Annotated in this window: 24 protein-coding genes; 12 read left to right on the top strand and 12 right to left on the bottom strand. The window is 75.0% G+C overall.

Features of this window, described 5'->3' with window-relative positions; genetic code table 11:
• Positions 1–20: 20 nt before the first annotated feature.
• A complete protein-coding gene (locus ACH495_RS24845; protein ID WP_396860108.1) occupies positions 21–410 on the top strand; it encodes a YchJ family protein in 390 nt (129 codons plus the stop codon).
• Positions 411–484: 74 nt separating this feature from the next.
• Here the strand turns inward: ACH495_RS24845 and ACH495_RS24840 are convergent, their stop codons facing one another.
• The gene (locus ACH495_RS24840) at positions 485–2,347 is read right to left on the bottom strand and encodes a transketolase (protein WP_396860107.1); all 1,863 of its coding nucleotides are present in this window, start codon (positions 2,345–2,347) and stop codon (positions 485–487) included.
• Between the two features lie 35 nt (positions 2,348–2,382).
• On the bottom strand, positions 2,383–3,720 hold the full coding sequence (locus ACH495_RS24835; protein WP_396860106.1) for an MFS transporter: 1,338 nt from the start codon (positions 3,718–3,720) through the stop codon (positions 2,383–2,385).
• 183 nt (positions 3,721–3,903) lie between these two features.
• Between ACH495_RS24835 and ACH495_RS24830 the strand changes: the two genes are divergently transcribed.
• The 3 genes from ACH495_RS24830 to ACH495_RS24820 are packed head-to-tail and all read left to right on the top strand — an operon-like array spanning position 3,904 to position 6,465.
• The gene (locus ACH495_RS24830; protein WP_396860105.1) at positions 3,904–4,959 is read left to right on the top strand and encodes a LacI family DNA-binding transcriptional regulator; all 1,056 of its coding nucleotides are present in this window, start codon (positions 3,904–3,906) and stop codon (positions 4,957–4,959) included.
• Between the two features lie 17 nt (positions 4,960–4,976).
• Positions 4,977–5,900, top strand: coding sequence for an arylamine N-acetyltransferase (locus tag ACH495_RS24825; protein ID WP_396860104.1), 924 nt, complete (start codon positions 4,977–4,979; stop codon positions 5,898–5,900).
• Positions 5,893–6,465 (top strand): NADPH-dependent FMN reductase, encoded by a 573-nt coding sequence (locus ACH495_RS24820; RefSeq protein ID WP_396860103.1) that lies wholly within the window; start codon positions 5,893–5,895, stop codon positions 6,463–6,465. Before ACH495_RS24825 ends, ACH495_RS24820 begins: the two co-directional genes overlap by 8 nt.
• A 55-nt stretch (positions 6,466–6,520) precedes the next feature.
• On the opposite strand, the gene ACH495_RS24815 is transcribed toward ACH495_RS24820, so the two are convergent.
• From ACH495_RS24815 to ACH495_RS24790, 6 genes are all read right to left on the bottom strand, one after another.
• On the bottom strand, positions 6,521–7,522 hold the full coding sequence (locus ACH495_RS24815; protein WP_396860102.1) for a hypothetical protein: 1,002 nt from the start codon (positions 7,520–7,522) through the stop codon (positions 6,521–6,523).
• A 73-nt stretch (positions 7,523–7,595) separates the two neighbouring features.
• Positions 7,596–8,555, bottom strand: coding sequence for a hypothetical protein (locus tag ACH495_RS24810; RefSeq protein ID WP_396860101.1), 960 nt, complete (start codon positions 8,553–8,555; stop codon positions 7,596–7,598).
• Between the two features lie 55 nt (positions 8,556–8,610).
• A complete protein-coding gene (locus ACH495_RS24805) occupies positions 8,611–10,275 on the bottom strand; it encodes a serine/threonine-protein kinase (RefSeq protein WP_396860100.1) in 1,665 nt (554 codons plus the stop codon).
• Between the two features lie 275 nt (positions 10,276–10,550).
• The gene (locus ACH495_RS24800; protein WP_396860099.1) at positions 10,551–12,344 is read right to left on the bottom strand and encodes a hypothetical protein; all 1,794 of its coding nucleotides are present in this window, start codon (positions 12,342–12,344) and stop codon (positions 10,551–10,553) included.
• Positions 12,345–12,507: 163 nt separating this feature from the next.
• Complete coding sequence (locus tag ACH495_RS24795) at positions 12,508–12,948, bottom strand: DUF4395 domain-containing protein (RefSeq protein ID WP_396860098.1); 441 nt, start codon at positions 12,946–12,948, stop codon at positions 12,508–12,510.
• A gap of 128 nt (positions 12,949–13,076) precedes the next feature.
• A complete protein-coding gene (locus ACH495_RS24790; protein ID WP_396860097.1) occupies positions 13,077–13,553 on the bottom strand; it encodes a TlpA family protein disulfide reductase in 477 nt (158 codons plus the stop codon).
• A gap of 212 nt (positions 13,554–13,765) precedes the next feature.
• Between ACH495_RS24790 and ACH495_RS24785 the strand changes: the two genes are divergently transcribed.
• The 7 genes from ACH495_RS24785 to ACH495_RS24755 all read left to right on the top strand — a co-directional run bounded on the left by ACH495_RS24785 (position 13,766) and on the right by ACH495_RS24755 (position 22,979).
• Positions 13,766–14,899 carry an N-acetylmuramoyl-L-alanine amidase gene (locus ACH495_RS24785; RefSeq protein WP_396860096.1) on the top strand — a complete coding sequence of 378 codons (1,134 nt, stop codon included), beginning with the start codon at positions 13,766–13,768 and terminating at the stop codon, positions 14,897–14,899.
• 267 nt (positions 14,900–15,166) lie between these two features.
• The gene (locus ACH495_RS24780; protein WP_396860095.1) at positions 15,167–18,352 is read left to right on the top strand and encodes a penicillin acylase family protein; all 3,186 of its coding nucleotides are present in this window, start codon (positions 15,167–15,169) and stop codon (positions 18,350–18,352) included.
• 94 nt (positions 18,353–18,446) lie between these two features.
• A complete protein-coding gene (gene dinB / locus ACH495_RS24775; RefSeq protein WP_396860094.1) occupies positions 18,447–19,634 on the top strand; it encodes a DNA polymerase IV in 1,188 nt (395 codons plus the stop codon).
• A 101-nt stretch (positions 19,635–19,735) separates the two neighbouring features.
• The gene (locus ACH495_RS24770; RefSeq protein WP_396860093.1) at positions 19,736–20,668 is read left to right on the top strand and encodes a hypothetical protein; all 933 of its coding nucleotides are present in this window, start codon (positions 19,736–19,738) and stop codon (positions 20,666–20,668) included.
• Positions 20,665–21,117 (top strand): ABA4-like family protein, encoded by a 453-nt coding sequence (locus ACH495_RS24765; protein ID WP_396860092.1) that lies wholly within the window; start codon positions 20,665–20,667, stop codon positions 21,115–21,117. The genes ACH495_RS24770 and ACH495_RS24765 overlap by 4 nt, the downstream gene beginning before the upstream one ends.
• Positions 21,118–21,126: 9 nt before the next feature.
• Positions 21,127–22,356: a sensor histidine kinase gene (locus tag ACH495_RS24760; RefSeq protein ID WP_396860091.1), complete on the top strand. Its 1,230-nt coding sequence runs from the start codon at positions 21,127–21,129 to the stop codon at positions 22,354–22,356.
• A complete protein-coding gene (locus ACH495_RS24755) occupies positions 22,353–22,979 on the top strand; it encodes a response regulator (protein WP_396860090.1) in 627 nt (208 codons plus the stop codon). The genes ACH495_RS24760 and ACH495_RS24755 overlap by 4 nt, the downstream gene beginning before the upstream one ends.
• A 3-nt stretch (positions 22,980–22,982) precedes the next feature.
• Here ACH495_RS24755 and ACH495_RS24750 read toward each other — a convergent pair whose 3' ends face one another.
• The 3 genes from ACH495_RS24750 to ACH495_RS24740 form a co-directional block, all read right to left on the bottom strand.
• Entirely contained in the window at positions 22,983–23,696 is a 714-nt protein-coding gene (locus tag ACH495_RS24750) for an RraA family protein (RefSeq protein ID WP_396860089.1), read from the bottom strand.
• A 207-nt stretch (positions 23,697–23,903) separates the two neighbouring features.
• On the bottom strand, positions 23,904–24,314 hold the full coding sequence (locus ACH495_RS24745; protein WP_396860088.1) for a DUF6069 family protein: 411 nt from the start codon (positions 24,312–24,314) through the stop codon (positions 23,904–23,906).
• The gene (locus tag ACH495_RS24740) at positions 24,314–25,240 is read right to left on the bottom strand and encodes an NADP-dependent oxidoreductase (protein WP_396860087.1); all 927 of its coding nucleotides are present in this window, start codon (positions 25,238–25,240) and stop codon (positions 24,314–24,316) included. The genes ACH495_RS24745 and ACH495_RS24740 overlap by 1 nt, the downstream gene beginning before the upstream one ends.
• Positions 25,241–25,339: 99 nt before the next feature.
• Between ACH495_RS24740 and ACH495_RS24735 the strand changes: the two genes are divergently transcribed.
• Complete coding sequence (locus ACH495_RS24735; RefSeq protein WP_396860086.1) at positions 25,340–26,278, top strand: AraC family transcriptional regulator; 939 nt, start codon at positions 25,340–25,342, stop codon at positions 26,276–26,278.
• Here the strand turns inward: ACH495_RS24735 and ACH495_RS24730 are convergent.
• Positions 26,232–26,717, bottom strand: a complete 486-nt coding sequence (locus ACH495_RS24730; RefSeq protein WP_396860281.1) for a maleylpyruvate isomerase family mycothiol-dependent enzyme — start codon at positions 26,715–26,717, stop codon at positions 26,232–26,234. The two genes, ACH495_RS24735 and ACH495_RS24730, sit on opposite strands and share 47 nt — an antisense overlap.
• Positions 26,718–26,730: the final 13 nt, after the last annotated feature.

The following is a 26,730-nucleotide window of genomic DNA, read 5'->3' as shown; positions in this document are numbered from 1 at the left end:
CGGCGGGTGAGAATCGGGGAATGGGGAAACGGAACACCGCCTGCCCGTGCGGGTCGGGCCGGCCGTACGCGGACTGCTGCGCCCCGGTGCACCGGGGCGTCGCGACCGCGGCCACCGCCGAGGCGTTGATGCGGTCCCGGTTCAGCGCGTTCGCGCTCGGCGACGCCGACTACCTGCGGCACAGTTGGCACTCCCGCACCCGGCCCGAACGGCTGGAGCTGGATCCGGGCACCCGGTGGACCCGGCTGGAGGTGCTGGAGACCGGGCAGGGCGGCCTGTTCGACAGCACCGGCACGGTCCGGTTCCGGGCCCACTACCGCGAGGGCGGTCATCCTGGCGTGCTCGCCGAGCACAGCCGCTTCGCCCGGGAGGACGGCCGCTGGGTCTACGTCGACGCGCTGCCAGAGTGAGCGCGCCGGCCGAGCGTGTTAAGAAGGGGCCCCTGCTCTACCGAATGCGTTAACCGGGGGCCCCTCCTTACACCTCAGGCGAGGGCGCGGGCCGCGGCGACGACGGCGTGCACGCCGATGCCGGCGCGGTCGAGCTGCTGGGTCGGGGTGCCGGAGCCGGGCAGCTCACGCACCGCGAGGTGGTGGACGCGCACCGGGTCGGGCCGGTCCGCCAGCGCCTCCAGCACGGCCGAGCCGAGGCCGCCCTCCGGGTAGTGGTCCTCGACCACGACGAGCCGGCCGCCGGTGTCCCGGACGGTCTCGATCAGACGCTCCCGGTCGACCGGCTTGATCGAGTAGAGGTCGACCACCCGGGCGTCGATCCCCTCCCGGGTCAGCTCGTCGGCGGCGGCCAGGCAGACGTGCACGGTGACGCCGGCGCCGAGCAGCGCCACGTCGCCGCCGTCGCGCACCACCCGGCTGCCGCCGATCGGGAACGCCTCGCCGTGGTCGTAGAGCACCGGGTACGCGCCACGGGTGGTGCGCAGGTAGTTGACGCCCGGCCGGTCCGGCAGCTGGGCGACCAGCGCCGCGCAGGAGACCGCGTCGGACGGGCACAGCACCGTGGAGCCGGGGACCGCGCGCAGCGCGGCGACGTCCTCCAGCCCCATCTGGGAGGGCCCGTCCGGGCCGATCTCCACGCCGGCGTGCGAGCCGACCAGGGCGATGTCGGCGCGGGAGACGCCGGCCATCCGGATGAAGTCGTAGGCGCGGGACCAGAACGCGGCGAACGTGGCCGCGAACGGCCGCCGGCCCCGGACCGCCAGGCCCACGGCGGCGGCGACGAGCTGCTGCTCGGCAATGAACATCTGGAAGAACCGATCCGGGTACGCGTCGGCGAAGCGCTCGGCCCGGGTGGAGTCGGCGACCTCGCCGTCGAGGGCGACCACGTCCGGCCGGGCGGCGCCGAGCGCGCGCAGCGCGTCCCCGTACGCGTCCCGGGTGGCGACCTTCGCGCCGCGCTCGTAGCGGGGCAGGTCGGGTTGTCCGGGCTCGGCCGGGGTGGCGCGCGGCGCGGCGGGCGGGCGTGGCCCGGCCACCCGGATCCGGGTCGGCCCGCCGAGCGCCCGCACCGCCCGGTCGGCCAGTTCGGGGTCGAACGCCTTGCCGTGCCAGGACGGATCGTCCTCGACCTCGGGCACGCCCCTGCCCTTGACGGTGCGGGCCAGCACCACGGTCGGGCCGGTGGCGTCCCGGGCCTGCCGGTACGCGTCGTCGACCGCGCCGAGGTCGTGGCCGTCGACGACGATCGCCCGGCAGCCGAACGCCTCGACCCGCCGACGGTAGGTGTCCAGGTCCCACTCCAGCTCGGTCGGGCCGCGCTGGCCGAACCGGTTGACGTCGACGATCGCGGTGAGGTTGCGCAGGCCGTAGTGGCCGGCCTTGTCCAGCGCCTCCCAGACCGAGCCCTCGGCCGTCTCGCTGTCCCCGCAGAGCACCCAGACGTGGGCGGACGACCGGTCGAGGTACTGGGCGGCGAGCGCCACGCCCACCCCGACCGGCAGGCCCTGGCCGAGCGAGCCGGTGGCGACGTCCACCCAGGGCAGGACCGGGGTGGGGTGACCCTGAAGGCGCGACCCGGCGCGGCGGTACGTCTCCAGCAGCTCCTGCTCGCTGATCGCCCCGACGGCCCGGAACACCGCGTACAGCAGCGGCGAGGCGTGACCCTTGGAGAAGATCAGGTGGTCGTTGCCGGGGTTTCCCGGGTAGGACCAGTCGTAGCGCAGGTTCCGGGCGACCAGCACGGCGAGCAGGTCGGCGGCGGAGAGGCTGGAGGTGGGGTGGCCGGAGCCGGCCATGGTGCTGCACCGGATCGCGTCCACCCGCAGTTGGGCCGCCAGCTCCGCCAGCCCGCCGAGCTCCTCGTCGCGCAGCGTGCGTTCTGCTTCCAGGGTCACCGCAATCGTCTCCCGCAGTCGGTCGGGTCCGGCACTCACCGTAGTCGCGAAGGTGATGTGTCATCCGCTTTCCGGCAACTCACCAACCGACCGGTGAGCAGCCAGAGCGCCACCAGCAGGTACGGCAACACGGCCACCGCGAACGCGACCGGGTTGCCCAGCGCGCCGGCGAGCAGGCCGTACGCGCCGTAGAAGGCGACAGTGGTCAGGTCGGTGGCCATGCCGGCCAGCGAGGTGACGGTGGCCCGGGCGTCGCCGGTGATCCGCGCCTGCAACCGCGCGTCGGCGAGCACGGTGGCGAGTTGAAACGCGGCGAACGCGACCGCCAGCAGCAGGAACCCGGCCGGGTGGCGCAGCAGCGCCCCGCCCGCCATCGCCGCCGCCGCGACCACCAGCAGGCCGGCGTACCCCGCCGGGGACAGCCGCTCGCCCAGCGGGGCGAGCAGCCCGCCCACGGTCATCCCGCCCCACACCAGCAGGAGCAGCAGCGGCACGGTCGCCTCGGCGACGCCGGTGTCGCGGGCCAGCAGCCCGGTGTACTCGTCGAGCCCGCCCCAGATCGCGGCCACGGCGGCGACCAGCAGCACCGCGGCGCGGACCGTGCGATCGGCCCGCACCTCGGCGAGCCCGCCGCGCAGGCTCTCCCGCCAGCCGGGCTCGTCGTCGGCCGTCTGCTCCCCCGGTCCGGCGCCGCTGCTCGCGGCGGCTCGCGCGGTCGAGGAGGGCGGCTCGTTGACCATGCTGGCCTCCGCGCCGGCCGGTGCCGGTCGGTCGGCCGCCGGCGGGGTGACGGACCGGTGCTCCGGGAGGCGCGCCGCGACGACGGCGGCGAGCAGGCAGGTCAGCACGCTGGCCGCGCCGACGGCGAGGTAGCCGCCGAACGCGAACACCGGCCCGGCGAGCACCCCGGACCCGACCGCGCCGAGCACCTCGGTGGTGCGGGTGCGGCCGATCAGGCGGGCGTACCGGTCGGCCGCGCCGAGGCGGTCCAGCTCGGTGAAGACGAGCGCCTCCAACGCGCCGGAGCGCAGCGCGCCGCCCGCGCCCCAGAGCAGGAAGCCGACGGCGAACGCCGGGTACGACGGCAGCAGCACCCAGAGCGCGAAGCCGGCGGCCGTGAGCAGCGGCGCCAGGCAGAGCAGCAGCCGCCGGGACAGCGCGTCGGCCCACGCGCCGGACGGGATCTCCAGCAGGATGCCGGCGGCCGACCAGAGGACGAACAGCGAGGAGATCTGCCCGACCGACAGCCCGGTGTCGGCGAACAGCAGCACGTAGAGCGGGTACAGCAGGACGAGGTCGGTGAGGAACGCGTACCCGTAGAGCGTTGCCGCCAGTCGGCGGGTCGCGGGTACGCGGGCAGGAGCGACGAGCATGGGGCCTTCCCACGGGACGTGACGGACACCGGTCGGAGTGCTTGGTGTCCGCGGCGGCCCGCGGCCTCGTCGGTCAGGCGGGAATCACCATCGCCATGTCATGCCGACGATCCTAACCGGACGCCGGCCTTGACGACACGGCTCGGGCGAGGCACTCTGTTAAACGATTAACAAGGGAGGGTCATGGGTTCCCGGATCACCCTGCGGTCCGTCGCCGAGGCGGCGGGCGTCTCCACGGCGGCGGTCTCGTACGCGTTCAGCCGGCCGCACCGACTCTCCGCCGACCTGCGGGAGCGGATCCTGGCGGTGGCCCGCGACCTGGGCTACGCCGGCCCGAACGCCGCCGCGCGGTCGCTGCGGACCGGGCAGGCCAACGCGATCGGCGTCATCCTGACCACCGAACTGGCGTACGCGTTCCGCGACCCCTACGTGCTGGACCTGCTCGGCGGCCTGGCCGAGACGTTGGCGGCGGGCCGGAGCAGCCTGTTGCTCATCCCGTTCGCGCCGGTCGTCGCCGGGCTCACCGACGCGGAGGTCCGCGAGTCGCTCGACGCCGTGCACCGCGCGGTGATCGACGGCGCGGTGGCCGACGGGCTCACCGACGACCACCCGGCCGTCCGGGCGCTCGCCGACCGGTCGCTCCCGCTGGTCCTCTCCAACGAGTCCGCCAGTGCCCGCTGCGTGCTGATCGACGACCGGGAGGCGGGCCGGGCCGTCGGCCGGCACCTGGCCGACCTCGGTCACCGCGACGTGGCGATGGTGGTCGCCGCGCCCGGCGAACCCGGCCGGATCCTGCCGACGGTGGACGAGGCGGCGCTCTACCCGTACTCCCGGAACCGGCTGGCCGGCGTGCGGGACGCCCTGCCGGCCGGCGCCCGCCTGCGGGTCGTCAGCGGCGGCAGCAACGCCACCGCCTCCGGCCGGGCCGCCGCGACGGCGGTGCTGGCGACCGCCGAGCGACCGACCGCGATCGTCGCGGACAGCGACGTGCTCGCCGCCGCCGTGGCGCGGACCGCCGAGGGCCGGGGGCTCCGGGTCGGACGCGACCTGTCGGTGACCGGCTTCGACGACGTGCCGCTGGCCGCGGCGGCCGGGTTGACCACCGTCCGCCAGCCGATCGCCGAGAAGGGCCGGCTGATGGCCCGGATGCTGCTCGACCCGGACGGCACCCCGCACCGGGTCACCCTCCCCACCCACCTCGTCGTCCGCTCCAGCACCGGTCCCGCGCCGGGGCGCTGAGCAGAAAGGACCGTGACGTGACCGAATCACCGGCTCCCCCGCTCGGACTCGTCGACCCGGCCGCGCACTGGCCGGCCGACGACCTGGACCTCGACGCGTACCTGCGCCGCGTCGGCCACCGAGGCGCCGTCACGCCGGACGGCCGGACGCTGCGCGACCTGCACCGGGCCCACGTCGCCGCGATCACGTTCGAGAACCTGGACGTGCGGCTCGGCCGGGGCGTCGCGGTGGACCTGCCCCGCGTGCAGGACAAGCTCGTCCGGGCCGGCCGCGGCGGATACTGCTACGAACACGGCGTCCTCTTCGGCGCGGTCCTCCAGCGCCTCGGCTACCGGGTGGACCGGCTGCTCGCCCGCACCGGCGACCCGGCCGAGACGCCCCGCCCCCGCTCGCACCTGGTGCTACGCGTCGACGACGGCGACCGGGCCTGGCTCGCCGACGTGGGATTCGGCTCCGGCCTGCTCGAGCCGCTGCCGCTGGCCGAGGACGCCCCCCGCCGGCAGGGCCGGTGGGAGTACCGGCTCCGCCGCGGCCTCGACGGCGCGTGGCGGTTGCAGGAACGCGCCGACCGGGACTGGAGCACGCTGCTGACCTTCACCGAGGAGCCGCAGTACCCGGTGGACGTCGAGGTCGCCAACCACAACACCGCCACCAGCCCGCACTCGCCGTTCACCCGGCAGCACATCGTCGTCCGCAAGGACGACGAGTCGGTGCGCCGGCTGATCGACCGCGAATACACCGAGGAACGCCCCGGCCAGCCCGCTCGCGCCCGGTCGCTGACCGACCAGGAGTACGCCGCCGCGCTGGTCGACGACTTCGGCCTGCCGCTGGGCCCGACCGAGATCGGGGCGCTGTTGGCCCTGCTGCCCCCGCCCGGCACCGAGCCACCCACCGCCCCCGACCTGGAACTCCGGTTCCCCACCGGAGGACACCGTGCCTGACCGGACCGACCCCTACCTGCTCGCCGTCATCACCGCCAGCGTCCGCCCCGATCGGATCGGCCCGACGGTGACCAGGTGGCTGCTCCGGCACCTCGACCGGCACCCCGGCACCGTCGTGGACCACCTCGACCTGGCCGACCTCGACCTCCCCGGCGACCTGTCCGGCGGCGGCGACGCCGAGCAGTTCACCAAGCGGATCGACCGGGCCGACGCCTTCCTCGTCGTTACCCCGGAGTACAACCACGGCTACCCCGGCCCGCTGAAGACGGCGATCGACACCGCGTACGCGGAATGGCGGGCCAAACCGCTCGGCTTCGTCTCGTACGGCGGTGCCTCCGGCGGCCTGCGCGCGGTCGAGCAACTGCGGGGCGTCCTGGCCGAGCTGCACGTCGCCACCATGCGCACCGGCGTCATGATCCCCGACGTCCACGCCGCGTTCGACGAGCACGGGGAGCTGCGCCGGCCCGACCGACCGGCGGCGGGCCTGGCGGAGATGCTGCGCCAGCTCGACTGGTGGGCCGGCACGCTGCGCCGTGGCCGGGCCGCGCACCCCTACCCCGGCTGAACACCGCACCGGGGCGGGACCCGCGTCGGATCCCGCCCCGGTGCGCGCGCTCGGCTCAGCGGCGGAACTTGTCCACGTCGGCCGGCGGGATGACCATCGTCGCCTCGCTGTCGGCGGCCTGCTCGGCCGTCGGCTGGCGCGGCGCGGCCGGCGGGGTGCGCCCGGAGTCGCCGAGCGGCGGGATCACCTGGGTGGCGTCCTCCGCGCCCGCCGCCGGCACCGGCTGGGTCGGCTCGGCGGAACCCGCGTACGCCGGCACCGGCTGGGTGCGGTCCGCCTCGGCGTCCCGGGACACCGGCGGGGTCAGCTCCGCCTCGCGGTACGGGTCGGCCGTGGCGAGCCGGGCCTCGACGTCGCGGCGGCCGGCCTGGTAGGCGCGGGCGTGCGTGGCGATGGTCCGGGACTCCTCCTCGGCCCGGGTCAGCCAGCTCTCCCAGCGGCTCTGCATCGGCCGGACGAGGCCGCCGCCGACGCCCACCACCAGAATGCCGCCGACGGTGGCGAGCACCGCGATCAGCACCGGCGTGGTCACCGCGGTGGCGACGCCGATCTGGTTGAGCGCGGCGATGACGCCGAGGCCGAGGATGAACACCGAGGCGAGGTTGGCCAGCACCCGGCCGTAGGAGAGGCCGCCGAGCGCGCTGGAGATGATGTCCTTCACCGCGCGGGCGATGGCCGCGGCCACCACCACGATGACGATCGCGACGAACGCCCGCGGCAGCCAGGCGACCACCATGGCGATCAGGTCGGAGATCGGGTTGGGGCCCCAGATGCCGAACGCGAGCTGGAGCGTGACCAGCAGCACCGCGTAGTAGGCCAGCTTGGCGACGATGTCGCTGGCGTCGTACTTCGAGCGGGCCAGCGCGGTCTTGATGCCGCCGCGCTCGACGGCCCGGTCGAAGTGCACCCGCTCCAGGACCTTGTCCACCAGCTTCAGCACGGCCTTGGCGATCAGCCAGCCGGCGACCAGGATCGCGACGAACGCGACCGCCTTGGGCAGGAAGAGCATCACCGAACGGAACGCGTCGCCCACCGCGTCACCGAAGTTGTCTTTCATCGAAGGGCCTCCACGCATGGGGTCAGGGTCGTTCCGGGTGGGCCTACCCGAGCCGACGCGCGGGGAAACGCGCTCAGCCGCCGGGGCAGCGGTAGCTGACCCGCGTCCCGGCCTGCGCCGGCGTCGGCTCGACGATGTTGACGGTGGCCGTCCCGGTGGTAGCGCCGACGCCGCTGAACGTCCACCTGAGGGTCAGCGTCGCGGTCCGCTGCCCACCACCGACCCGCTCGGTGAGCAGGGCCCCGGGCGGCGCGTCCGAACGGAACCACTGATAGCGGATGGTCCCGGCGCGCCCGTTCGTGCGTACCGTGGCGACCACGTCGACGGTCACGTCGCAGGCCACCCCGGCCGGCCGGGGCACCGCCACCGAGACCTGCTCGACCTCCAGCGGTCGCAGCCGCTGCCACAGGTAGAGCCCGACCGCGACCAGAAGCGCCGCGGTGAGCACCGTGGACAGCACCGACACCACCCGCCGCCACACCGGACGCGCGCGGACCGGCGGAGCGACCGGCCAGGCCGGCGCCGACGGCGGCGTCACCGGCACACCCGGACCGAACCGCACCTCACCGCCGGGCGCGAGCGCCGGAACGCCGCTCACCGCCCGCGCGTCCACAGTCGTCTCCCGGTACGCCCCGGCGGTCGTCCCCACCGGCGGCCGGTACGGTCCACCCGGCTGCGGCGCGGCGGTCAGGTACCTGGTCGGCTCCGCGCCGCCGGCACCGTCGCGGGTCGGCATGCCGAAGTGCACGGTCCGGTCCGCGTCACCCGGAACGTCCCCGGTCGGCGACCCGAAGAACACGGTCCGATCCGCGCCATCCGGGACGGCACCGGCCGGCGAACCGAAGGAGACGGTCTGATCCGCGCCACCCGGGACGGCACCGGCCGGCATGCCGAAGTGCACGGTCCGATCCGCGCCACCCGGGGCGTCCTCGGTCGGCCGGCCGAGGTACACGGTCGGTTCCGGCGCGCCGGCCGGGTCGACGGGCCGGGCGCGGGTGGGCAGCGCCTCGGTCGGCTCCTCGGGGCGGGTCACGCCGGCCCTCCCGGGGAAGAACTGCGGTGCTGGTCAGCGGGCACGGTTCGCGCTCCTAGCCGGGGGTGCAGTAGTTGTAGAGCGTCACGTACACCGGTGACGCCGAGGTGGTCGCGTTGCCGGCGGCGTCGGCGGCGGTGACCTGGATCGGGATGCGGGTGCTCTGTCTCGGCGCGGCCAGCGGGCCGAGTGTGCCGGTGAAGACGCCGCGCCCGGCCGCGGCCATCCGGCCCGTCGCGGTGACGCCGTCCACCGTGTAGCGGAACTGGACCGTCAGCGCGGCCGGGCCGCTGCGGTCGTCGGTGACCGTGACCGTGACGGTGCTGCTCTGCACGCCGAACGGGCAGCCCTTCGGTTCGAGCTGGCCCGGGTCGGCCGTCACCCCGCCGACGACCGGCGCGGTCACGTCCGGCGGGGGCGGCGGCGTGGTGCGGCGCGACGGGGTCGGGGCGGGCGCGGTGGTGCGTACCGGCGGTCGGGTCGGGGCGGGCGAGGCGGACGGCGGCGAGGTGGGCGGCGCGGGAGTCGGTGTTGGCGTCGCGGACGGGGTCGAGGTGCCGCCCGGCGTCCCGGCGTCGGTCGGGTCCGGCGTGGCCGGCCCGGCGGTAGCGGGACCGGAGGCGGCGGGTCCCGCGGCCGACGGGTCCTCCGCGGGACCCTCGTGGGCGGCGTAGCTGTAGCCGGCGCCGCCGGCCAGCACGGCGGCGGCCACCGCGCCGGCGGCCAACACGGCACGCGTGCGACCCCGACGGAACCAGCCGCCCCGGCCCGCCGCCGCGCCGGTCGCCACGCCGGTCGCCGCGCCGAGCGCGGTGCGGGCCACCGCGGTGCCGCCCTCCGCGCGGTCGGGGAACGGCCACAGCGCGGCCAGCAGGGCGGCTCGTCGGGCCAGCTCGCGCAGCCCACGCTCCTCCCATTCCGGGCCGTAGCCGGCGCCGGCCACCCGGTCCAGCAGCTCCAGGAAGACCGCGGCCGGTTGCGGCCGTTCGTCGGGACGCTTGGCCAGGCCGTACCGGAGCAACTCGTGGACCGGCGCGGGCGCCGGATCGGTGGGGATCGGCGCGGTGGCGTGCTGCTCGCGCAGGGAGAGCAGGTCCGGCCCCTGGTACGGCGGCCGCCCGGTCAGGCACTCGAAGAACGTGGCGGTGGCGGCGTAGATGTCGCAGGCCGGGTCGGCCGGCGCGCCGGTCCACTGCTCGGGGGCCATGTAGCGGGGCGTGCCGGAGACGGTCGTGTCGGTGCCCCGGCCGATCGGCATGGCGATGCCGAAGTCGGCGAGCTTGCTCAGCCCGCCGCCGGTGACCAGCACGTTCTCCGGCTTGTAGTCACGGTGCACCACCCCACGGACGTGTGCCGCGGCGAGCCCGGCGAGCGACCCCCGCAGCACGCAGAGCGCGGCCTCGGGGGTGGTCGGGCCGTGCGCGCGTAGCATCTGCCGCAGCGAGACGCCGTCCACCAGCTCCATCACGATGGCCGCGCCGTGCGGGGACTCGACATACTCGTAGAGGCGGCTGACGTGCGGGTCGTCGATCTCGCCGAGCAGCCGGGCCTCGGCCCGGAAGGCGGCCCGGAACGACGAGTCCGCGCCGAGGTCACGCACCAGATACTTGATCGCGACCGGGGTGCCGGTGGCGTCGTGGGTGGCCAGCACCACGCTGCCGGACGCGCCGGCGCCGAGCCGACGGACCGGCGTGTAGCCGGACAGCTGCCAGCCGCTCATGCGACCCACTCCACGGCGTTCCAGGGGCGGATGTCGGTGGCCGCCTCGCTGGTCATTCTGGTCGCGCCGGGACCGCCGGCCATCGGCGCAACGGATGTTTCCGCACGCCGGACGGCGGCCCCGGGGCCGGCAGCGGACGGTGGACGGTCGGCAACGGACACACCGCCACTGCTACCAGACGCCGGCAAGCGTCAGCCCGTCGATCGTTCCCGGTCGGCGGCACGACCCAGCGCCACCGTCAACTTCATGATCGACGGGGTTGTCGGGCCGGGTGGTCAGAAGCGGCGGGCCGGGGGGATGCGGTGGGGTGGGGGGCGGCGCAGCAGCCAGACCGGGTTGCTCGCGCCGACCACGGCGCCGTCGCGGTCGCGGACCTGGGTGCGTACGTACGCGCCGGCGCCCACCCGCACCGGCAGGTCGTGCCAGCCCTGCCGCAACTGCCGCCACGGCACCTGTCCGGTCCGGATCGCAGGCGTCGGGTCCGCGACGCCGGCCAGGTCGACCTCGCCGGTGACCACCTCCAGGGTGGCCCCGGCCGGCAGGTCGGTGGCGCGCAGCCGCACGGTGACCGCGTCGTCGGCGACGGTGGGCAGCGCGCCCATGGCGCTGCGGCCGCCGAGTTCCAGGTCCAGCGCGCCCCGGTAGCCGGCCAGGTCGGCGAACCACGCCTGCCCGGCGCGCAGCGCCGCGACCAGGTCGTCGCGGTCGGTCGAGGCGGCCCAGACGGACGTGACGTGCCGGTCGCGCCCGGCCCGCCAGTCGGTGCCGTCGTGGTCGTCGGTGACGCCGACGGCGGTCAGCGGGATCGCGTTGCGGGCCGCCACGTCGTACGCCCAGAGGTGGTCCTCGACCGGTGTCCGTCCGATCTCGATCAGGTCCACGCCGAGCCCGCGCCGGGCCACCAGCAGCCGGGCCAGCGAGTCCCGCCGCTCGACGTCCAGCGGGTGGTTCCAGCAGACCACGCCGCCGTGGGCGTGCAGGAACTCCACCATCCGCTCGGTCGCGTCGACGTCGTTGTCCCGCACCGGCGGGGACGGGAAGCGCGGCAGCGTGCCGTCGCCGCCGAACCAGTTGAGGTGCCGCACCATCGACACCTCGTACGCCCGGTGGTGGGTCACCCCCGGGTACGCCCCGGCGTAGCCGCGCAGCACCTCGGCGCGCAGTTCCTCGCCGGCCTGGCCGGCGCGGCGGGCCCGGTCGAAGACCAGCCGGTCGACCAGGTAGGCGCCCCGCGCGCCGCCGGTGACGGTGACGCCGAGACGCAGCCCGCGCAGCGAGTTGTCGCCGGCCACCAGGTCGGGCCAGAGTTGCCGGACGTCGGCGAGCAGGTCGAACGTGTGCCGCTGCCAGGCCCCGGCCGCTGCGGGCCGGTCGACAGTGCCGTGCCGGCCGTCGACGGCGTGCCGGACCGTGTCGGTGGCGCCGAGCCGGTAGCGCAGCACCAGTTGCCCGGCCGGACGGCCGGGGCCGGCCGGGTGGTGGGACAACGCGATCTCGACGGTCAGCGTGGCGTCCCGGCCGGCCGACTCGGGCCGCACGTCGAGGTGGAGCGTGGTGTCGGAGATGTTCCCGGTGTGGGTCCAGTTCCACGCCTTGCCGGCGTACCAGTGGGTGCCGGCGCCGGTGGCGGCGAGGCGCAGCGCGCGGCCGGGACCGTCAGCGGCGTCCGGCGCGGCGACGAAGTCGGCGGACGCGTCGGTGAGCCGCCCCTCGGTGGCCGGACGCCAGCTCCAGGCCAGCCCGCCCTCCGGCTCCTCCGGCTCCTCCGGCCCGTCGAAGTGCACGACGCGGCGGTGGTCGTGCGCGGCCACCCGGAAGTCGTGGTCGGTCCACCAGAGCACGTCGACGGCGTTGCGGCGGGCCTGGTCGAGGTGGGCGGCGTAGCTGGCGACGCCCTCGCTGAACGAGGCGTGCAGGTGCATGGCCATGCTGACCGGCCGGCGCCCGCGGGCCGCCGGCGGGCTGTCGCGGGTGACGGCCAGCCCGACCGGTACGCCGATCCCGGCGACCGCCAGCCCACCCGCGGCGGCGAGCACGCTGCGCCGGTCCACCCGACCCCAACCGCCCATCGCCCACTCCCCGTCCCCGCGCCGGCCGGCCCAGCGTAAGGCCGGCCCACCCGAAACCCGGCGCCGCACCCGTTGATCTTGCGGTTGCGGCCCTCGACACGGGCGGATCGCCCCATTCGCCGGGGCACCGAGTGCAAGACGCGGCGGGGGGTGGGGGCGGGGGTCAGTGTGGGGGTGGGGCTGCTCGGGCGGCGAGGGGGCGGCCGGTGAGCCGACGGACCGCCAGGTACGCCTCGCAGCCGAGGCAGAGGCCGAACGCGGCGTTGAGGAACGCGGCGGCGAGCGCCCCGGCGGTGGCGACCAGCCCGAGGGCGGACCCGCCGGCGAACCAGCCGGCCGCGCCCACGACGGTGAAGGCCAGCCCGACGAGCTGCGCGAACCGGACCGGGGCGACCGGCTCCAACTCGGTCGGCGGGTCCAGCCGGGGCGCCACCACCGCCCGGAACAGCAGCCCGTACGGGGCGAGGCGCGGGCTCGCGGCGGTGAGCGCGAAGACGGCGGCCTGGGCGAGCAGGAGCAGCCCCGATCCGGTGAGCAGGGCGACGGCGAGGACGACGGTGGTGAGGGCGGCGGCGAACCGCGGCCCTCGGGGGTCGAGCAGCATGGGGTTCCGTTCCGGCGAGGAGCGAGGGGCGAGCGGGGCGGTCGGTCAGGCGGGGCGGGTCGGCACACAGAGGCTCGCCGCGAGCCGGCCGTGGTCCACCACCCGACGCCGGGTGAGCCGTGCCCCGGTCATCCGCGCGCCCGGGCGGCGAGCGGGGCGAGCGTGCCGAGCAGCTCGTCGCGGTCCGGCACGCCGGCGGCCCGTCGGACGACGCGACCGGTCGCGTCCACCACCAGCACCGTCGGGGTGCGCCACACCTCGAGCGCGCGGGCGGCGTCGAGGTGCTCGTCGACGCCGACCTCCAGCAGGGTGACCCCGTCGAGCCGGCCGGCGACGTCGTCGAGGACCCGGCGGGCGGCCCGGCAGGGGGCGCAGACCGGGGCGGAGAACTGCACCAGGGTGACCGCGCCGGGGCGTACCCCGAGGGTGGCGAGGGTCGCCGCGTCGCCGGCGGCGGCGGTCCCGCCCGGGCCGGCGGCGGCCGGGCGTCGATCGCGGACAGCACGCAACCGGCCGTCGTGACGACGGCGCCACCAGCCGAACGCGGTGGCCGCCGCGATCACGGCGACGAGCACGGAGAAGCTGGTCAGGTTGGGCGACTGCACCGGTCCAGGCTGCCACGGTGAACCGCCACGCGACATGGTCCGTTCCGGTCAACGGACGTGACATCGCCTACTGATCCGGTAGGAGCCGACCAGCACGGGTGGCATTTGTCCTCTGGCGCACCGCGCCGTCGTGGCAATATTCTCCACCTCGCGCGCTTCAGTTGGAGTTCCTTTACATCGCCCGGCGTCGGTCGGGTCATCGAGGAGATGCCATGCACTTCGACCACCCCGAGCTGGACCGCCGTACGCTGCTGCGGGCCGGCCTCGGCGCCGCCGCGGTCGCGGTCGTCGGGAGCGAGCTCGCGTTCCCGGCCGCCGCGCACGCCGCGCCGGGCGCGGACCTCGACTGGATCATCGGCTGCGACGAGTGGGCCGCCCGCCCGCCGGCGGGTGAGCTGTCGGTCAGCGCCATCCCGACCAACAAGATCATCGTGCACCACATGGCGTTCCCGAACGTCACCGACTACTCCGAGGAACACGCCAAGCAGCTCGCCCGCGACTGCCAGGACCTGCACATGGACGGCAACGGCTGGTCGGACACCGGGCAGCACTTCACGGTGAGCCGGGGCGGTCACGTCCTGGAGGGACGCCACGGCAGCCTGGAGCGGTTGCAGGCCGGCGACCGGCAGATGATCGCCGCGCACTGCCCGGGCGAGAACGGCCGCGCGATCGGCATCGAGAACGAGGGCACCTACGTCACCGAGACGCCGCCCGAGGAACTGCTCGACGGTCTGGTCCGGCTCTGCACCGCGATCTGCCGGCAGTACGGGCTGCACGCGCACGACATCTTCGGCCACTGGGACTTCCGCGCCACGCAGTGCCCGGGCGCGATGTTCTACCGGGAGTTCCCCCGGTTGCGCCGCGAGGTCTTCCGCAAGCTCGGCACCCGACTGGGCGACGTGCCGGCGCGGCGCTGGCCGGACATCTGGCGCTTCGTCGGCGGCCCGGTGGTCCAGGTCGCGCAGTACCTGCTCACGTTCCGCGGCTACGCCGTGCCGGTCACCGGCGTGTTCGACGCCGCCACCGTGGCCGCGGTCCAGGACTGGCAGGCCCGCAACGGGATCCCGGTCGAAGTGGACGCCACGCTCACGGCGCCGACCTGGGAGACGCTCGCCCCGGAGCTGGACCAGCACGACACCGGCATCCCGGTGGTCGCGGCGCAGGTCATGCTCGCCTCCAAGGGCTGGGCGGAGGTGCTCCCGACCGGCGAGTACGACCACGTGACCCGGACCGCGGTGAAGGACCTGCAACGCCTGCACGGACTGCCGCCCACCGGCAAGCTCAGCACCAGCACCTGGTGCGCGCTGGTGGGGGGTGTGGTGCGCCAGTCGTTCCACAAGGGCTGACGGCGCACCGGCGGGGAGCACGGTGGGGGGTGGCAACGGCGCCATCCCCCACCGTCGCGTCCGGGACCCGCCCGTGAGCGAAACGTCGGCATTCGCGGCTGGTGAACGACGGGTATCCCGGACGGCGGTCCGCCGCCGATCATTGCCCGGAGATAGATGTGAGTCATTCTCACCTCCGGGTGGAACGCCCGGGCGCGGAGGGCGAGACGTCGGCAACCGGCAGCCGGGCGTACCGAAGGCCCGACTCCGCGTCCCCGGAGGATCGCCATGCCCCGACCCCCACTCCGTGCCCGGCTCGCGGCGCTCACCGCCGCCGCCCTGACCGCGAGCGTCCTGACCGTCACCCCGCCGTCACCGGCGCTGGCGGCCACCACGTTCGCCGCCAACGACTACTGCCTCGGCCAGTGCGCCGACATCCTGCCCCCCGGGCAGAACGGCAACGCCACGCTGGTCGCCATCCTGGCCCACCAGACGCTCGGCACCCGCCCGGCGCACTCCAGCGACCAGCTCGACGAGTACGCCAACCTGGTCTACAACTACGCCGGGCTGACCGACGAGCAGATCGCCCAGTTCTACAACGACTCCTCGTTCGGGGTCCCCGCCGCGCAGGTCGAGAGCACCGTCTCGCCGCGTTCGGACGTCACCATCGTGCGGGACAAGGCCACCGGCGTCCCGCACGTCACCGGCACCACCCGCGCCGGCACCATGTTCGGCGCCGGCTACGCCGGGGCCCAGGACCGGCTCTGGGTGATGGACCTGCTGCGGCACGTCGGCCGCGGCAACGTCACCTCGTTCGCCGGCGGCGCCCCCGGCAACCGGGAGCTGGAGCAGAGCGTCTGGGCCAACTCGCCCTACACGGAGGCGGACCTCCAGGCCCAGGTGGACGCGCTGCGTCAGAAGGGCGCCCGGGGCCAGCAGCTCTACACCGACGTGGTCGACTACATCGCCGGCATCAACGCCTACATCGACAAGTCGATCGCCGACGACAACTACCCCGGTGAGTACGTCCTTGCCGGCGCCGGCAAGCCGAAGCACTTCACCATGACCGACCTGATCGCCACCGCCGGCGTGATCGGCGGCCTGTTCGGCGGCGGCGGTGGCAGCGAGATCCAGTCCGCGCTGGTCCGGGTCGCCGCCCGCGCCAAGTACGGCGCCACCGAGGGCGACAAGGTGTGGGCGGCGTTCCGCTCCCAGAACGACCCGGAGACCGTGCTCACGCTGCACGACGGGCAGAGCTTCCCGTACGGCGCGACGCCGCCCGGCGCGACCAGCGCGGTGCTGCCCGACGCCGGGTCGGTGGTCGCCGAGCCGCTCGCCTACGACGCCACCGGCGGCGCCGCCGCCCGCGCCGGCGCCAGCACCGCCACCAAGGACCTGCTCGGCGGCCTGGCCAACCTGCGCGCGCACGGCATGTCCAACGCGGTCGTCGTCTCCGGCCGGCACACCACCACCGGCAACCCGGTGGCCGTGTTCGGGCCGCAGACCGGCTACTTCGCCCCGCAACTGCTGATGCTCCAGGAGTTGCAGGGCCCCGGGATCAGCGCGCGCGGCGCCGCCTTCGCCGGCCTCAACCTCTACGTGCTGCTCGGCCGCGGCCAGGACTACGCGTGGAGCGCCACGTCCGCCTCCCAGGACCTGACCGACACGTACGCGGTGCCGCTGTGCACCACCGACGGCAGCGCGCCGACGCTGCGCACCAACCGCTACTTCTACCACGGTCAGTGCCTCGCCATGGAGGCGCTGGAGCAGCGCAACTCCTGGTCGCCGACGCTCGCCGACTCCACCCCGGCCGGGTCCTACACGCTGCGCGCGCTGCGCACGAAGTACGGGCTGGTCTCGTACCGGGGGCTGGTCAACGGGCAGCCGACCGCGTTCACCAAGCTGCGCTCCACCTACCGGCACGAGGCCGACTCGGCGATCGGCTTCCAGGCGTTCAACGACCCGGCGGCGATGGGCAGCGCGGCGGCGTTCCAGGCGTCCGCGGGCAGCGTCGGCTACGCGTTCAACTGGTTCTACGTCAACTCGACCGAGGCGGCGTACTACAACTCCGGCGCCAACCCGGTCCGGTCGTCGGTCACCGACCCGAACCTACCGGCGAAGGCCGAGCCGGCGTACGAGTGGGCCGGCTGGAACCCGGACACCAACGACGCGAGCTACGCCCCGGCGTCGGCGCACCCGCAGTCGGTCAACCAGGACTACTACGTGAGCTGGAACAACAAGCAGGCCCGGGACTTCGGGGCGGCGGACGGCAACTTCAGCTTCGGCTCCGTACACCGGGGTCAGTTGCTGGACGGCCCGGTGCGCGCCGCGATCGCCCAGCGCAAGCTCGGCCGCGCCGACGTCGTGAAGATCATGGCGGACGCGGCGGTGACCGACCTGCGCGGCCAGCAGGTCCTCGGCGACCTGCTGCGGGTGCTGGACAGCGCGCCGGTCACCGACCCGGCGCTGGCCGACGCGGTCGGCAAGCTGCGCGCCTGGCAGCAGGCCGGCGCCCGGCGGGTGGAGACGTCGCCCGGCTCGAAGGTCTACCAGCACGCCGACGCGATCCGCATCTTCGACGCCTGGTGGCCGCTGCTGGCCTCGGCGGAGTTCCGCCAGGGCCTCGGGCCGGACCTGTACGCCGCGCTGGTGGACGCCATCGAGGTGAACGAGGCACCCTCCGGTGGCCAGAACGGCGGGCGCGACGGCGCGGTGAGCTGGGCGTCGCAGGGCCAGGCGCACAAGGGCTCGTCGTTCCAGTATGGCTGGTGGGGCTACGTCGACAAGGACGTGCGCACCGTGCTCGGCGACCCGGTCGCCGGCGGGCTGGGGCGCGCGTACTGCGGCAACGGCAACCTCGGCGCGTGCCGGACGGCGTTGCTCGACGCGCTCGGCCAGGCCGCCGCGGTGCCCGCCACCACTGTCTACCCGGGTGACAAGTCCTGCGGCGCCGGCGACCAGTGGTGCGCCGACTCGATCGCCCAGTCCGGGCTCGGCGGCATCACCCATCCGCTGATCGCCTGGCAGAACCGGCCCACCTACCAGCAGGTCGTCTCGTTCCCGGCGCGCCGGGGCGACGACGTGACCAACCTGGCCCAGGGTCGTCCGGCCAGCGCGTCGAGCACCCAGTTCCTGACCAGCTACACGCCGGACAAGGCGGTCGACGGCAGCCTGGGCAGCCGGTGGGCCAGCAGCTACAACGACAACCAGTGGCTGCGGGTGGATCTCGGCGCGGCCCGCACGGTGAGCCGGGCGGTGCTGCGTTGGGAGTCGGCGTACGGCACGTCGTACCGGGTCGAGGTGTCCGGCGACGGCAACTCCTGGACGCCGGTGTTCGCCACCACCACCGGCAACGGCGGCGTCGACAACGTCACCTTCGCCCCGGTCAACGCCCGCTACGTGCGGGTGTACGGGGTCAAGCGGGCCACCTCGTACGGCTTCTCGCTCTACGAGTTCGAGGTCTACGGCCGGTGACGCCGGCGGCCGGTCGGCGGGGTCTCCCCGTCGGCCGGCCGTCGTTCGGGCAGGTCAGCCACCGCGAATCGAACAGGTGTGCGAAGATGGGCGGGTGTCGGGCGAGGCCACCATCCTGCATGCCGACCTGGACGCGTTCTACGCCTCGGTCGAGCAACGCGACGATCCGCGGCTGCGCGGCCGGCCGGTGATCGTCGGCGGCGGCGTGGTGCTCGCGTGCAGCTACGAGGCGAAGGCGCGGGGCGTGCGCAGCGCCATGGGCGGCCGGCAGGCGCGATGGCTCTGCCCGGACGCGATAGTGGTGCCGCCCCGGATGGCCGCGTACACGGCGGCCAGCCGGGCGGTGTTCGAGATCTTCCGGCACACCACCCCGCTGGTCGAGGGCCTCAGCATCGACGAGGCGTTCCTCGACGTGGGCGGGCTGCGGCGGCTGGTCGGGCCACCGGCCGGCATCGCGGCCGAGCTGCGCGACCGGGTCCGCCGCGAGGTCGGCCTGCCGATCACGGTCGGCGTGGCCCGCACGAAGTTCCTGGCCAAGGTGGCCAGCGGGGTGGCCAAGCCGGACGGCCTGCTGGTCGTCGAGCCGGCGCGGGAGCTGGCCTTCCTGCACCCGTTGCCGGTCGAGCGGCTGTGGGGCGTCGGCCCGGTCACCGCCGCGAAGCTGCGCGAGCGCGGTCTGCGTACGGTCGGGCAGGTGGCCCGGCTCGACGAGCCGACCCTGGTGTCGCTGCTCGGCGGCGGCGCCGGCCGGCACCTGCACGCGCTCGCCCACAACCGCGATCCGCGCGCGGTGCAGGTGGGCCGCCGTCGCTCCTCGATGGGCGCGCAGCACGCGCTGGGCCGCGAGCCACACTCCCCCGCCGAGCTGGACGCGGTCCTGGCCGGCCTGGTCGACCGGGTGACCGGGCGGATGCGCGACGCCCGGCGCACCGGCCGCACGGTGACGCTGCGGTTGCGCTTCGCCGACTACACCCGGGCCACCCGCTCGCACACGCTGGACAAGCCGACCGCGCAGACCGCCCCGCTGCGGGCCACCGCCCGGGCGCTGCTGCGCGCCGCGTTGCCGCAGATCGAGCAGCGCGGCATCACCCTGCTCGGCGTCTCGCTCGGCAACCTCGACACCGGGCACACCCAGCTCACCCTGCCGTTCACCGCCGAGCCGGGGCCGGCGCTGGACGCCGCGGTCGACGCCGTCCGGGACCGCTTCGGCGCGCGGGCGTTGACCCGTGGGGTGCTGCTCGGCCGCGACCCGGGTGTGGAGATGCCCCGGCTGCCCGACTGACCGTCTCCTCCCCGGGTAGGAGACGCGGCTCGGACCGCCGGCCGCGACCGCGACCCCCGGTCGGGCGCGACGACGGTCATCGGCCCCGAGCATCTACAGGCATGACTACCGTGCGGAACCGGGCGGCCGGATGGCACCGCCCCCTGCTGCTCCTCGCGTCCGCGATGGCGGCGCTCGCCGTCGTCGCGGCGGTCGGCGTCGTCGCCGATCCCCGGGTGCTCACCGGCGCGCCCGTCTGGCTCAAGCCGTTGAAGTTCGCGGTCTCGTTCGTGCTCTACGGCGTCACGCTCGCCTGGATGCTCTCCCTGCTGCCGCGACGCAGCCGGCTGGCGGAGCGGGCGGCCACCGTGATCGTGGCCGTGTCGGTGGTGGAGATGGCCGTCATCGTCGTCCAGGTGCTGCGCGGCACCACCAGCCACTTCAACGGCACCACGCCGCTGAACGCGGCGCTGTTCAACGTCATGGGCGCGGCGATCACGGTGCTGTTCGGGGCCCAGGTCGTGCTGGCGGTCGTCCTGCTGCGCCGGCCCCTGCCGGACCGGGCCGGTGGGTACGCGGTCCGGCTCGGTCTCGGGGTGTCGCTGCTCGGCATGCTTGTCGCGTTCCCGATGCTGACGCAGCGCCCGGCCGGCACGCCCGCCGGGATCACCGGGGCGCACAGCGTCGGCGTGCCGGACGGCGGCCCGGGGCTGCCGCTGGTCGGCTGGAGCACCACCGGTGGTGACCTGCGGGTCGGTCACTTCATCGGGCTGCACGCGTTGCAGGCGCTGCCGCTGCTGGCGATCCTGCTCGACCGGTTCCTCGGCGCCCGCCTGGACGAGCTGGCCCGGGCCCGGCTGGTGCTCGTCGGCGGCGTCGCCTACGCCGGGGTGACGGTGCTGGCCACCGCGCAGGCGCTACGCGGACAGCCGCTGCTGCGGCCGGACGCGCTCACCCTGACCGCGGCGGCGGTGCTGGTGGCCGCCACCGCGACGGCCGCCGGCCTGGTCCTGGCCCGCCGGTCCGGGCACGCCGCGGTGGTGCTGGTCGGATGAGCGCCACGCTGTTCGGGTTGACGTTCGCCCTCGCCGCGCCGTTCTGGGCGCTGATGATCGTGGCGCCCCGCTGGTCGTGGACCGCGCGGATCGTCGACTCGCCGCTCGTCGTGGCGCCGGTCCTGCTGGTCTACGCGCTCCTGGTGCTGCCGGCGCTCGGCGCGGTGCTGCCGGTGGTGACCGCGCCCACGCTGGACGGCCTGCGGGACCTGCTGGGCACCGCCGACGGCGCAGCGGCGGCCTGGGCCCACATGATCGGCTTCGACCTGTTCGTCGGCCGGTGGATCTGGCGGGACGCCCGGGAGCGGGGCATGCCGGCGCTGCTCACCGCGCCGGTGCTGGTGCTCACCATCCTGCTGGGGCCGCTCGGCCTGGCCGTCCACCTCGGGCTCCGGACCGGATGGCGGCGGCCGGTGGGCGTGGTGGCCCCGGCCGCGCCGGTTGCCTAGGCTGACACGGTGGGCTGGGTGGGTCGGCTGTTCGACGCGCGGGACACGCTCGCGCGGATGCTGCTGCTGGATCTCAGCGGCGTCGGCTACCTGGTCGTCGGCGTGCACGGCCGGCCCGCGCCGACGACGACGCAGTGGGTGCTCGCGCTCGGCGCGTTCACCCTGGCGCTGGCGTGTCACCGCCGGCCGCTGCTGAACCTGCTGCTCCAGTCGGCCCTGCTGGCGGTCGCGTTCCCGCTGGTCGACGACGTGATGATCAACCAGGTCGGGGCGAGCTGGGCGCTGCTGGAGCTGACCATGCGGGCCGCGCGGCCCCGCACGTTCTGGCTGGCCGCCGGGCTGCTGGCCGCCGTCGACCTGACCGACCTGGTCGGCGACCCGGTCCGGCAGGTGCTCGCCGGCCTGTTCGGCCTCGCCGTCACCGTCGGGCTGCCGCTGCTGCTCGGCCTGGTCGTGCGGACCACCCGGGAACTGGGCCGGCAGGCCGAGGAACGGGCCGCGGCGGAGCAGCGCCGGCGCGAGTCGGAGAGCCGGGCCGCGCGCGCCGACGAGCGCGCCGCGATCGCCCGGGAGCTGCACGACGTGCTCGCCCACCACGTCGCGTCGATGGTGCTGCGGGTCGGGGTGGCCCGGCACGTGCTGCCGGACCTCGACCCGCGGGTCGGCGCGGTCTTCGACGACGTGCACGGCACCGGCACGGCGGCGCTGACCGACCTGCGCCGGCTGGTAGCGGTGCTGCGCGACCCGGAGGGCGTCCGCGGGGACGCGGCGCTGACCGCGATCGAGCCGGCGGCGCTGCCGGCGGCGCTCGGCGTGGCGGTGGACCGGGCCCGGCAGGCCGGGGTCACGGTGGAGGCCGACGTGGACCCGGCGATCGGCACGCTGGACGCGGTACGCGGCCAGGCGGTGCTGCGACTGACCCAGGAGGCGTTGACGAACGTGGCGAAACACGCGGGCGCGGCGGCCCGGGCCCGACTGACCGTGTCGGTGGTCGACGGGGCGGTGCACTGGGCGGTCGCCGACGACGGGCGCGGCGCGGCGCCGGCCGTGGTGCCGGTCGGTGGCGGCCACGGCATCGTCGGCATGCGGGAGCGGGTCGAGGTGCTCGGCGGGCGGCTGGAGGCCGGGCCGACCGGCGAGGGCTGGCGGGTGCGGACGGTGCTGCCGGCGGGGAGCGCCCCGGACCGGCCCGTCCGGGTGGCGCCGCGGACGCGACCGGCCGCGCCGGAGCCGGCGTGATCCGCGTGCTGCTGGCCGACGACCAGCACCTGATCCGCGCCGGCCTGCGGATGCTCTGCGACGCCCAGCCCGACCTGGAGGTCGTCGGCGAGGCCGACAACGGCCGCGACGCGATCACCCTCGCCGCCCGGCTACGGCCGGACGTGGTGGTCATGGACCTGCGGATGCCCGGCGTCGACGGGATCACCGCGACCAGTCGGATCCTCGCCGACCGGCCCGCCACCCGGATCATGGTGCTCACCACGTTCGGCGACGACGACCACCTCTATCCGGCGCTGACCGCCGGCGCCTGCGGCTTCCTGCTCAAGGACGCGCCCCCGGCCGACCTGCTCGACGGCCTCCGCCGGGCCGCCGCCGGGGACAGCCCGTTCAGTCCCGAGGTGCTGCGCCGGCTGGTCCAGCGGGCGGTGCACGCCCGCGCCGACGCGCCCCGGCGTGCCGCCGGGCTGACCGGCCGCGAGCAGGACGTGCTGGACCTGGTCGCGGAGGGGCTGGCCAACACCGAGATCGCGGACCGGCTGCACATCGGCGTGACCACGGTGAAGACCCACATCACCAGCCTGATGGCGAAGACCGGCAGCCCCAACCGGGTCCGCCTGGCCCTGTGGGCGCGCGGCGGCTGACGGTCACTCCTCGATCGCGCCGCCGACCGCCCGCAGGTGCGCCCGGAACGTCAGCGTCGGGTCCGCCGCGCGGGCGGTCAGGTAGGCGTCGAACCCGACCTGCGCCCGCAGCGACCGGCCGGCCCGGATCCGGTCGGCCTGCCGCCGCTCGGTGTCCCGGATGGACCCGGCCAGGTCGAACAGCTCCCCGGCCCGGTCGGCGGGCACGAACAGCACGCCGTCGTCGTCGGCCAGGACCAGGTCACCGGCACCGACCGTCCACGGCCCGACCCGGGCCGCGTCGAGCGCCCCGGCCGGTCGCGGGTCCAGCTCCAGCGGCCCGGTCGGGGTGGCGCCGAGGCTGAACACGGGCAGCCCGACCGCGGTGAGGTCCGCGGTGTCGCGGTGCGCGCCCCACACCACGAGGCCGGCCAGGCCGGCGGCCCGCGCCTCCCACGCCACCAGGTCCCCGACGCAGGCCCGGTCGGTGCGACCGCCGTCGTCGACCACCAGCACCTCCCCCGGCTCCGCCCGGTCGATCGCCTCCAGGAAGACGTCCACGCTGCCGGCGTGCCGGGCCGGCCGGACCCGCCCGGCCAGTCGCCGCCCGGCCAGCACCGGGCGTACGGCGGCCGGGGCGCAGCGGACCGCGACGCCGGCCCGCAGGCAGGCGTCGGCGACGTGGGCGGTGGTCAGCGCGGCGAACCGGCCGGTCGGGGTGGTGTGGTCGGCGTCCATGGGCCGACGCTAGCCAGCCGGGGACACCGATGGCAGGTGCCAGTTGCGGCCGGGTGGCCTGGGGACGCGGCGCCGGACGGCCGTCAGTGGCCGGCGAGCCGTGCCACGCCGTCGCCGGTGAGGTCGGCCAGCGCCGCGCGCCGGTGGGAGCCGATAGTGGCAACCATCATTGATCAGTGAACTGGTGCCTGACCCGCTAAGCGGTGATCAAGGACTCCGGCGGCCGATGGTCGGGATCAGTACGGCAGCCACTGCGGCGTGCATCAACGCCAGGATCGTCTTGGTGGCGCCGGTCGCCTCGACGGCGAGCAGGGGCAGGAAGGATGCGAGCAGCACCAGAATGGCCAGCACGGTCCAGACAAGTGATGCCCGGCGGACCAACCGATCCAGCAGCGCACGAACGCCCCAGCCGGCGGCGGAGACGACGAGGGTCAGGGTGGCAGCGAACGGCAGGCTGATGACTCCGGGCGGCCGGCCGTTCCGCGGATCTACGCGCAACTCGATACCCAGAAACTGGGCCGCTGTCCACAGCAGCGCCGTCGCGAGAACGGTACCGCCGACCGCGAGGGCGCCGACGCGCAGCCGTACGGTAGGTGAGGTGGCGGGCGTGGTGGTCATCAGAAACTCCCTCCCGGAACAAGGACCGTCTTGCCGCGGATGCGGCCGGACTCGGCATCGCGGTGCACCGAGGCCAGATCGGCGAGCGGACGTGACGCGGCGACATCGACACGAACGGCGCCGGCGTCGACGAGCTTGACCAAGGCAGCGAGGTGGCTGGTGTCGTTGCGGGCCACAAAATGAACCGCCGTCACAGGGGACCCGGCGGGTGCCTTCAGCGCACCGGTGGCGGACACAACAACGCCGCCTGGCCGCACCAGCGACATCAGCGTCCCGGCGTGCCGCGCACTGACCACGACCAAGTTGAGGATCGCATCGACCGGCCGGTCGAGCGTGTCACCGAGGGGCGTGGCCGTGTAGTCGACAATTTCGTCGGCTCCGAGTTGGCGAACCACGTCGGTACTGCGCGGGCTGGCCGTGGCGATGACGTGGGCGCCGGCGTGCTTGGCAAGCTGGACCGCGAACCCGCCGACGCCACCGCCCGCGCCGTTGACCAGCACCCGCTGACCAGACGTGATGCCCGCATGCTCGAACACCGCCTGCCAGGCGGTGACACCGGCGATCGGGATGGCGGCGGCGTGCGGGAGGGGAACGGCGGTAGGCGCCACCACAACGGTGTCAGCCGCGGCGGTGACGTACTCGGCCGCGGCGCCGCCTGTGTCGAGTCGGCCGATGACCCGGTCACCGACGGCCAGGGTGTGCACGCCGTCGCCGACCTCGACGATCGTGCCGGCGACGTCCCCGCCGAGGGTGTACGGCAGATCCAGAGCAAACACGGAGCGCAGCAGCCCGCGACGTAGCCCGATGTCAGACGGATTGAACGAGGTCGCGGCGACGTGGATCAGCACGTCACCGCGGCCCGGCACCGGGCGTGGAACCTCTTCCTCGCGGATGACCGAGGCGTCACCGTACTGGTGAATTCGCATAGCTCTCACCGTTCGAACCTATGGCGGCGCGCAAAGACGAGCCATGCTTCGTGGTCCTCAGTTCATACTTGTTCGTCTCTGCCGCGATACTCTGGCCGCGTGGACGTACTCAGCGACGTGATCACGGTCATGCGAGCCGGCCAGCCGCGTTCCGCGCGGGTGGCGTGGCAGGCCCCGTGGGCGCAGCAGTTCGCCTCCGTACCCGGCTCCGCAGGCTTCCAGATAGTCCTGCAGGGACCGTGCTGGCTCATCGCTTCGGACACCGGCCCGGTGCCGCTTGCGGCAGGGGACATCGTGTTCCGGCCGCACGGGCGTGGGCACACGCTGGCCGACAGCCCGACGACGGCACCTGCCGCGCCCGCCTGCGACCCGAACGACCCGCAGGCACTCCAGCGCTACGTCACCGACCTCGTCGGCACCCCCGCCGACCCCAAGGTCCCCGCCACGGTCACCCTGTGTGGTGCGTACGAACTTGATCCGGCCCGCACCCATCCGCTGCTCAACGACCTGCCCGAACTCATCCATCTCCCCGCGCACCTCGGGCGACACCCCGGACTGCGCGCCACCGTGGACCTGCTCGCCACCGAACTAGAACGACCCCGGCTCGGTACCGACGCCATCATTCCTGCACTGCTCGACACCCTGCTACTGCACATCCTGCGCAGCTGGCTCGACCAGCACCCCACGCCCGGGACCGCGACCACCGGCTGGGCAGCGGCACTCAACGATCCGGCCACCACGGCCGCACTACAGGCCATCCACCGCGACCCGGCGCGGCCGTGGACCGTCGCGACGCTCGCCGCCGAAGCGGGCCTGTCCCGGGCGCCGTTCGCCCGCCGGTTCACCACTCTGCTCGGCCAGCCGCCACTGACCTACCTGACGTGGTGGCGGATGACCACCGCCGCCCGGCTCCTCCGCCAATCCGATGCGCCACTGAGCGCCATAGCGGGCAGCGTCGGCTATACATCCGAGTTCGCCTTCGCCAACGCGTTCAAACGCCAGTACGGGGCCGCCCCCGGCAGATACCGCCGCACTTGATGCCACAGCTGACTGGCCCGGCAGCCTCCGACACCGGCGCGCCGCAGCTGGTGAGCCTCACCAAGGCCGAGGCGGAGGCAACCGCCAGAGAAGGCAGCATGAAGCGCCCGTCGGCGGGGAGGCCGAGCGGCCGGCGGATGTCCTGCCCGTGCACCTGAAGGTCGGTGAGCTGGCCGTGCCAGCCGACCACCGGTGGGCGGAACCGGTGCTCGGCGTGCTCCCGCAGCGCGGCGGCCAGCTGGGCGGGCGGCCGCCGGGCCACCTGCCGGGCCAGCCGCGCGTTCGCCACGTGCGGCCGGAACCCGGCGCCCACCAACAGCGGCAGCAGCCGCCACGGCGGGGAGACCAGCGGCGACACCAGGTGGCCGGCGACCTCCCGGACGGTCCACGCCCCGCAGAGGCTGGGCGTGTCCAGCTGGGCCGAGGTGAGCGAGTCGATCCGGCCCGCCGGG

Origin of the sequence: Micromonospora sp. NPDC018662, from assembly GCF_044391475.1 — a bacterium.
GTDB lineage: Bacteria > Actinomycetota > Actinomycetes > Mycobacteriales > Micromonosporaceae > Micromonospora.
The sequence above is the reverse complement of the archived record's forward strand: the minus strand, read 5'-3'. Positions and strand labels throughout refer to the sequence as shown.

Coding starts and splice junctions, on each gene's coding strand:
- ACH495_RS24765 (WP_396860092.1), top strand. CDS start 20,665: ATGAGCGCCACGCTGTTCGGGTTGACGTTCGCCCTCGCCGCGCCGTTC.
- ACH495_RS24835 (WP_396860106.1), bottom strand. CDS start 3,720: ATGCTCGTCGCTCCTGCCCGCGTACCCGCGACCCGCCGACTGGCGGCA.
- ACH495_RS24770 (WP_396860093.1), top strand. CDS start 19,736: ATGACTACCGTGCGGAACCGGGCGGCCGGATGGCACCGCCCCCTGCTG.
- ACH495_RS24800 (WP_396860099.1), bottom strand. CDS start 12,344: ATGGGCGGTTGGGGTCGGGTGGACCGGCGCAGCGTGCTCGCCGCCGCG.
- ACH495_RS24845 (WP_396860108.1), top strand. CDS start 21: ATGGGGAAACGGAACACCGCCTGCCCGTGCGGGTCGGGCCGGCCGTAC.
- ACH495_RS24750 (WP_396860089.1), bottom strand. CDS start 23,696: ATGGACGCCGACCACACCACCCCGACCGGCCGGTTCGCCGCGCTGACC.
- ACH495_RS24780 (WP_396860095.1), top strand. CDS start 15,167: ATGCCCCGACCCCCACTCCGTGCCCGGCTCGCGGCGCTCACCGCCGCC.
- ACH495_RS24740 (WP_396860087.1), bottom strand. CDS start 25,240: ATGCGAATTCACCAGTACGGTGACGCCTCGGTCATCCGCGAGGAAGAG.
- ACH495_RS24785 (WP_396860096.1), top strand. CDS start 13,766: ATGCACTTCGACCACCCCGAGCTGGACCGCCGTACGCTGCTGCGGGCC.
- ACH495_RS24830 (WP_396860105.1), top strand. CDS start 3,904: ATGGGTTCCCGGATCACCCTGCGGTCCGTCGCCGAGGCGGCGGGCGTC.
- ACH495_RS24745 (WP_396860088.1), bottom strand. CDS start 24,314: ATGACCACCACGCCCGCCACCTCACCTACCGTACGGCTGCGCGTCGGC.
- ACH495_RS24795 (WP_396860098.1), bottom strand. CDS start 12,948: ATGCTGCTCGACCCCCGAGGGCCGCGGTTCGCCGCCGCCCTCACCACC.
- ACH495_RS24815 (WP_396860102.1), bottom strand. CDS start 7,522: ATGAAAGACAACTTCGGTGACGCGGTGGGCGACGCGTTCCGTTCGGTG.
- ACH495_RS24805 (WP_396860100.1), bottom strand. CDS start 10,275: ATGAGCGGCTGGCAGCTGTCCGGCTACACGCCGGTCCGTCGGCTCGGC.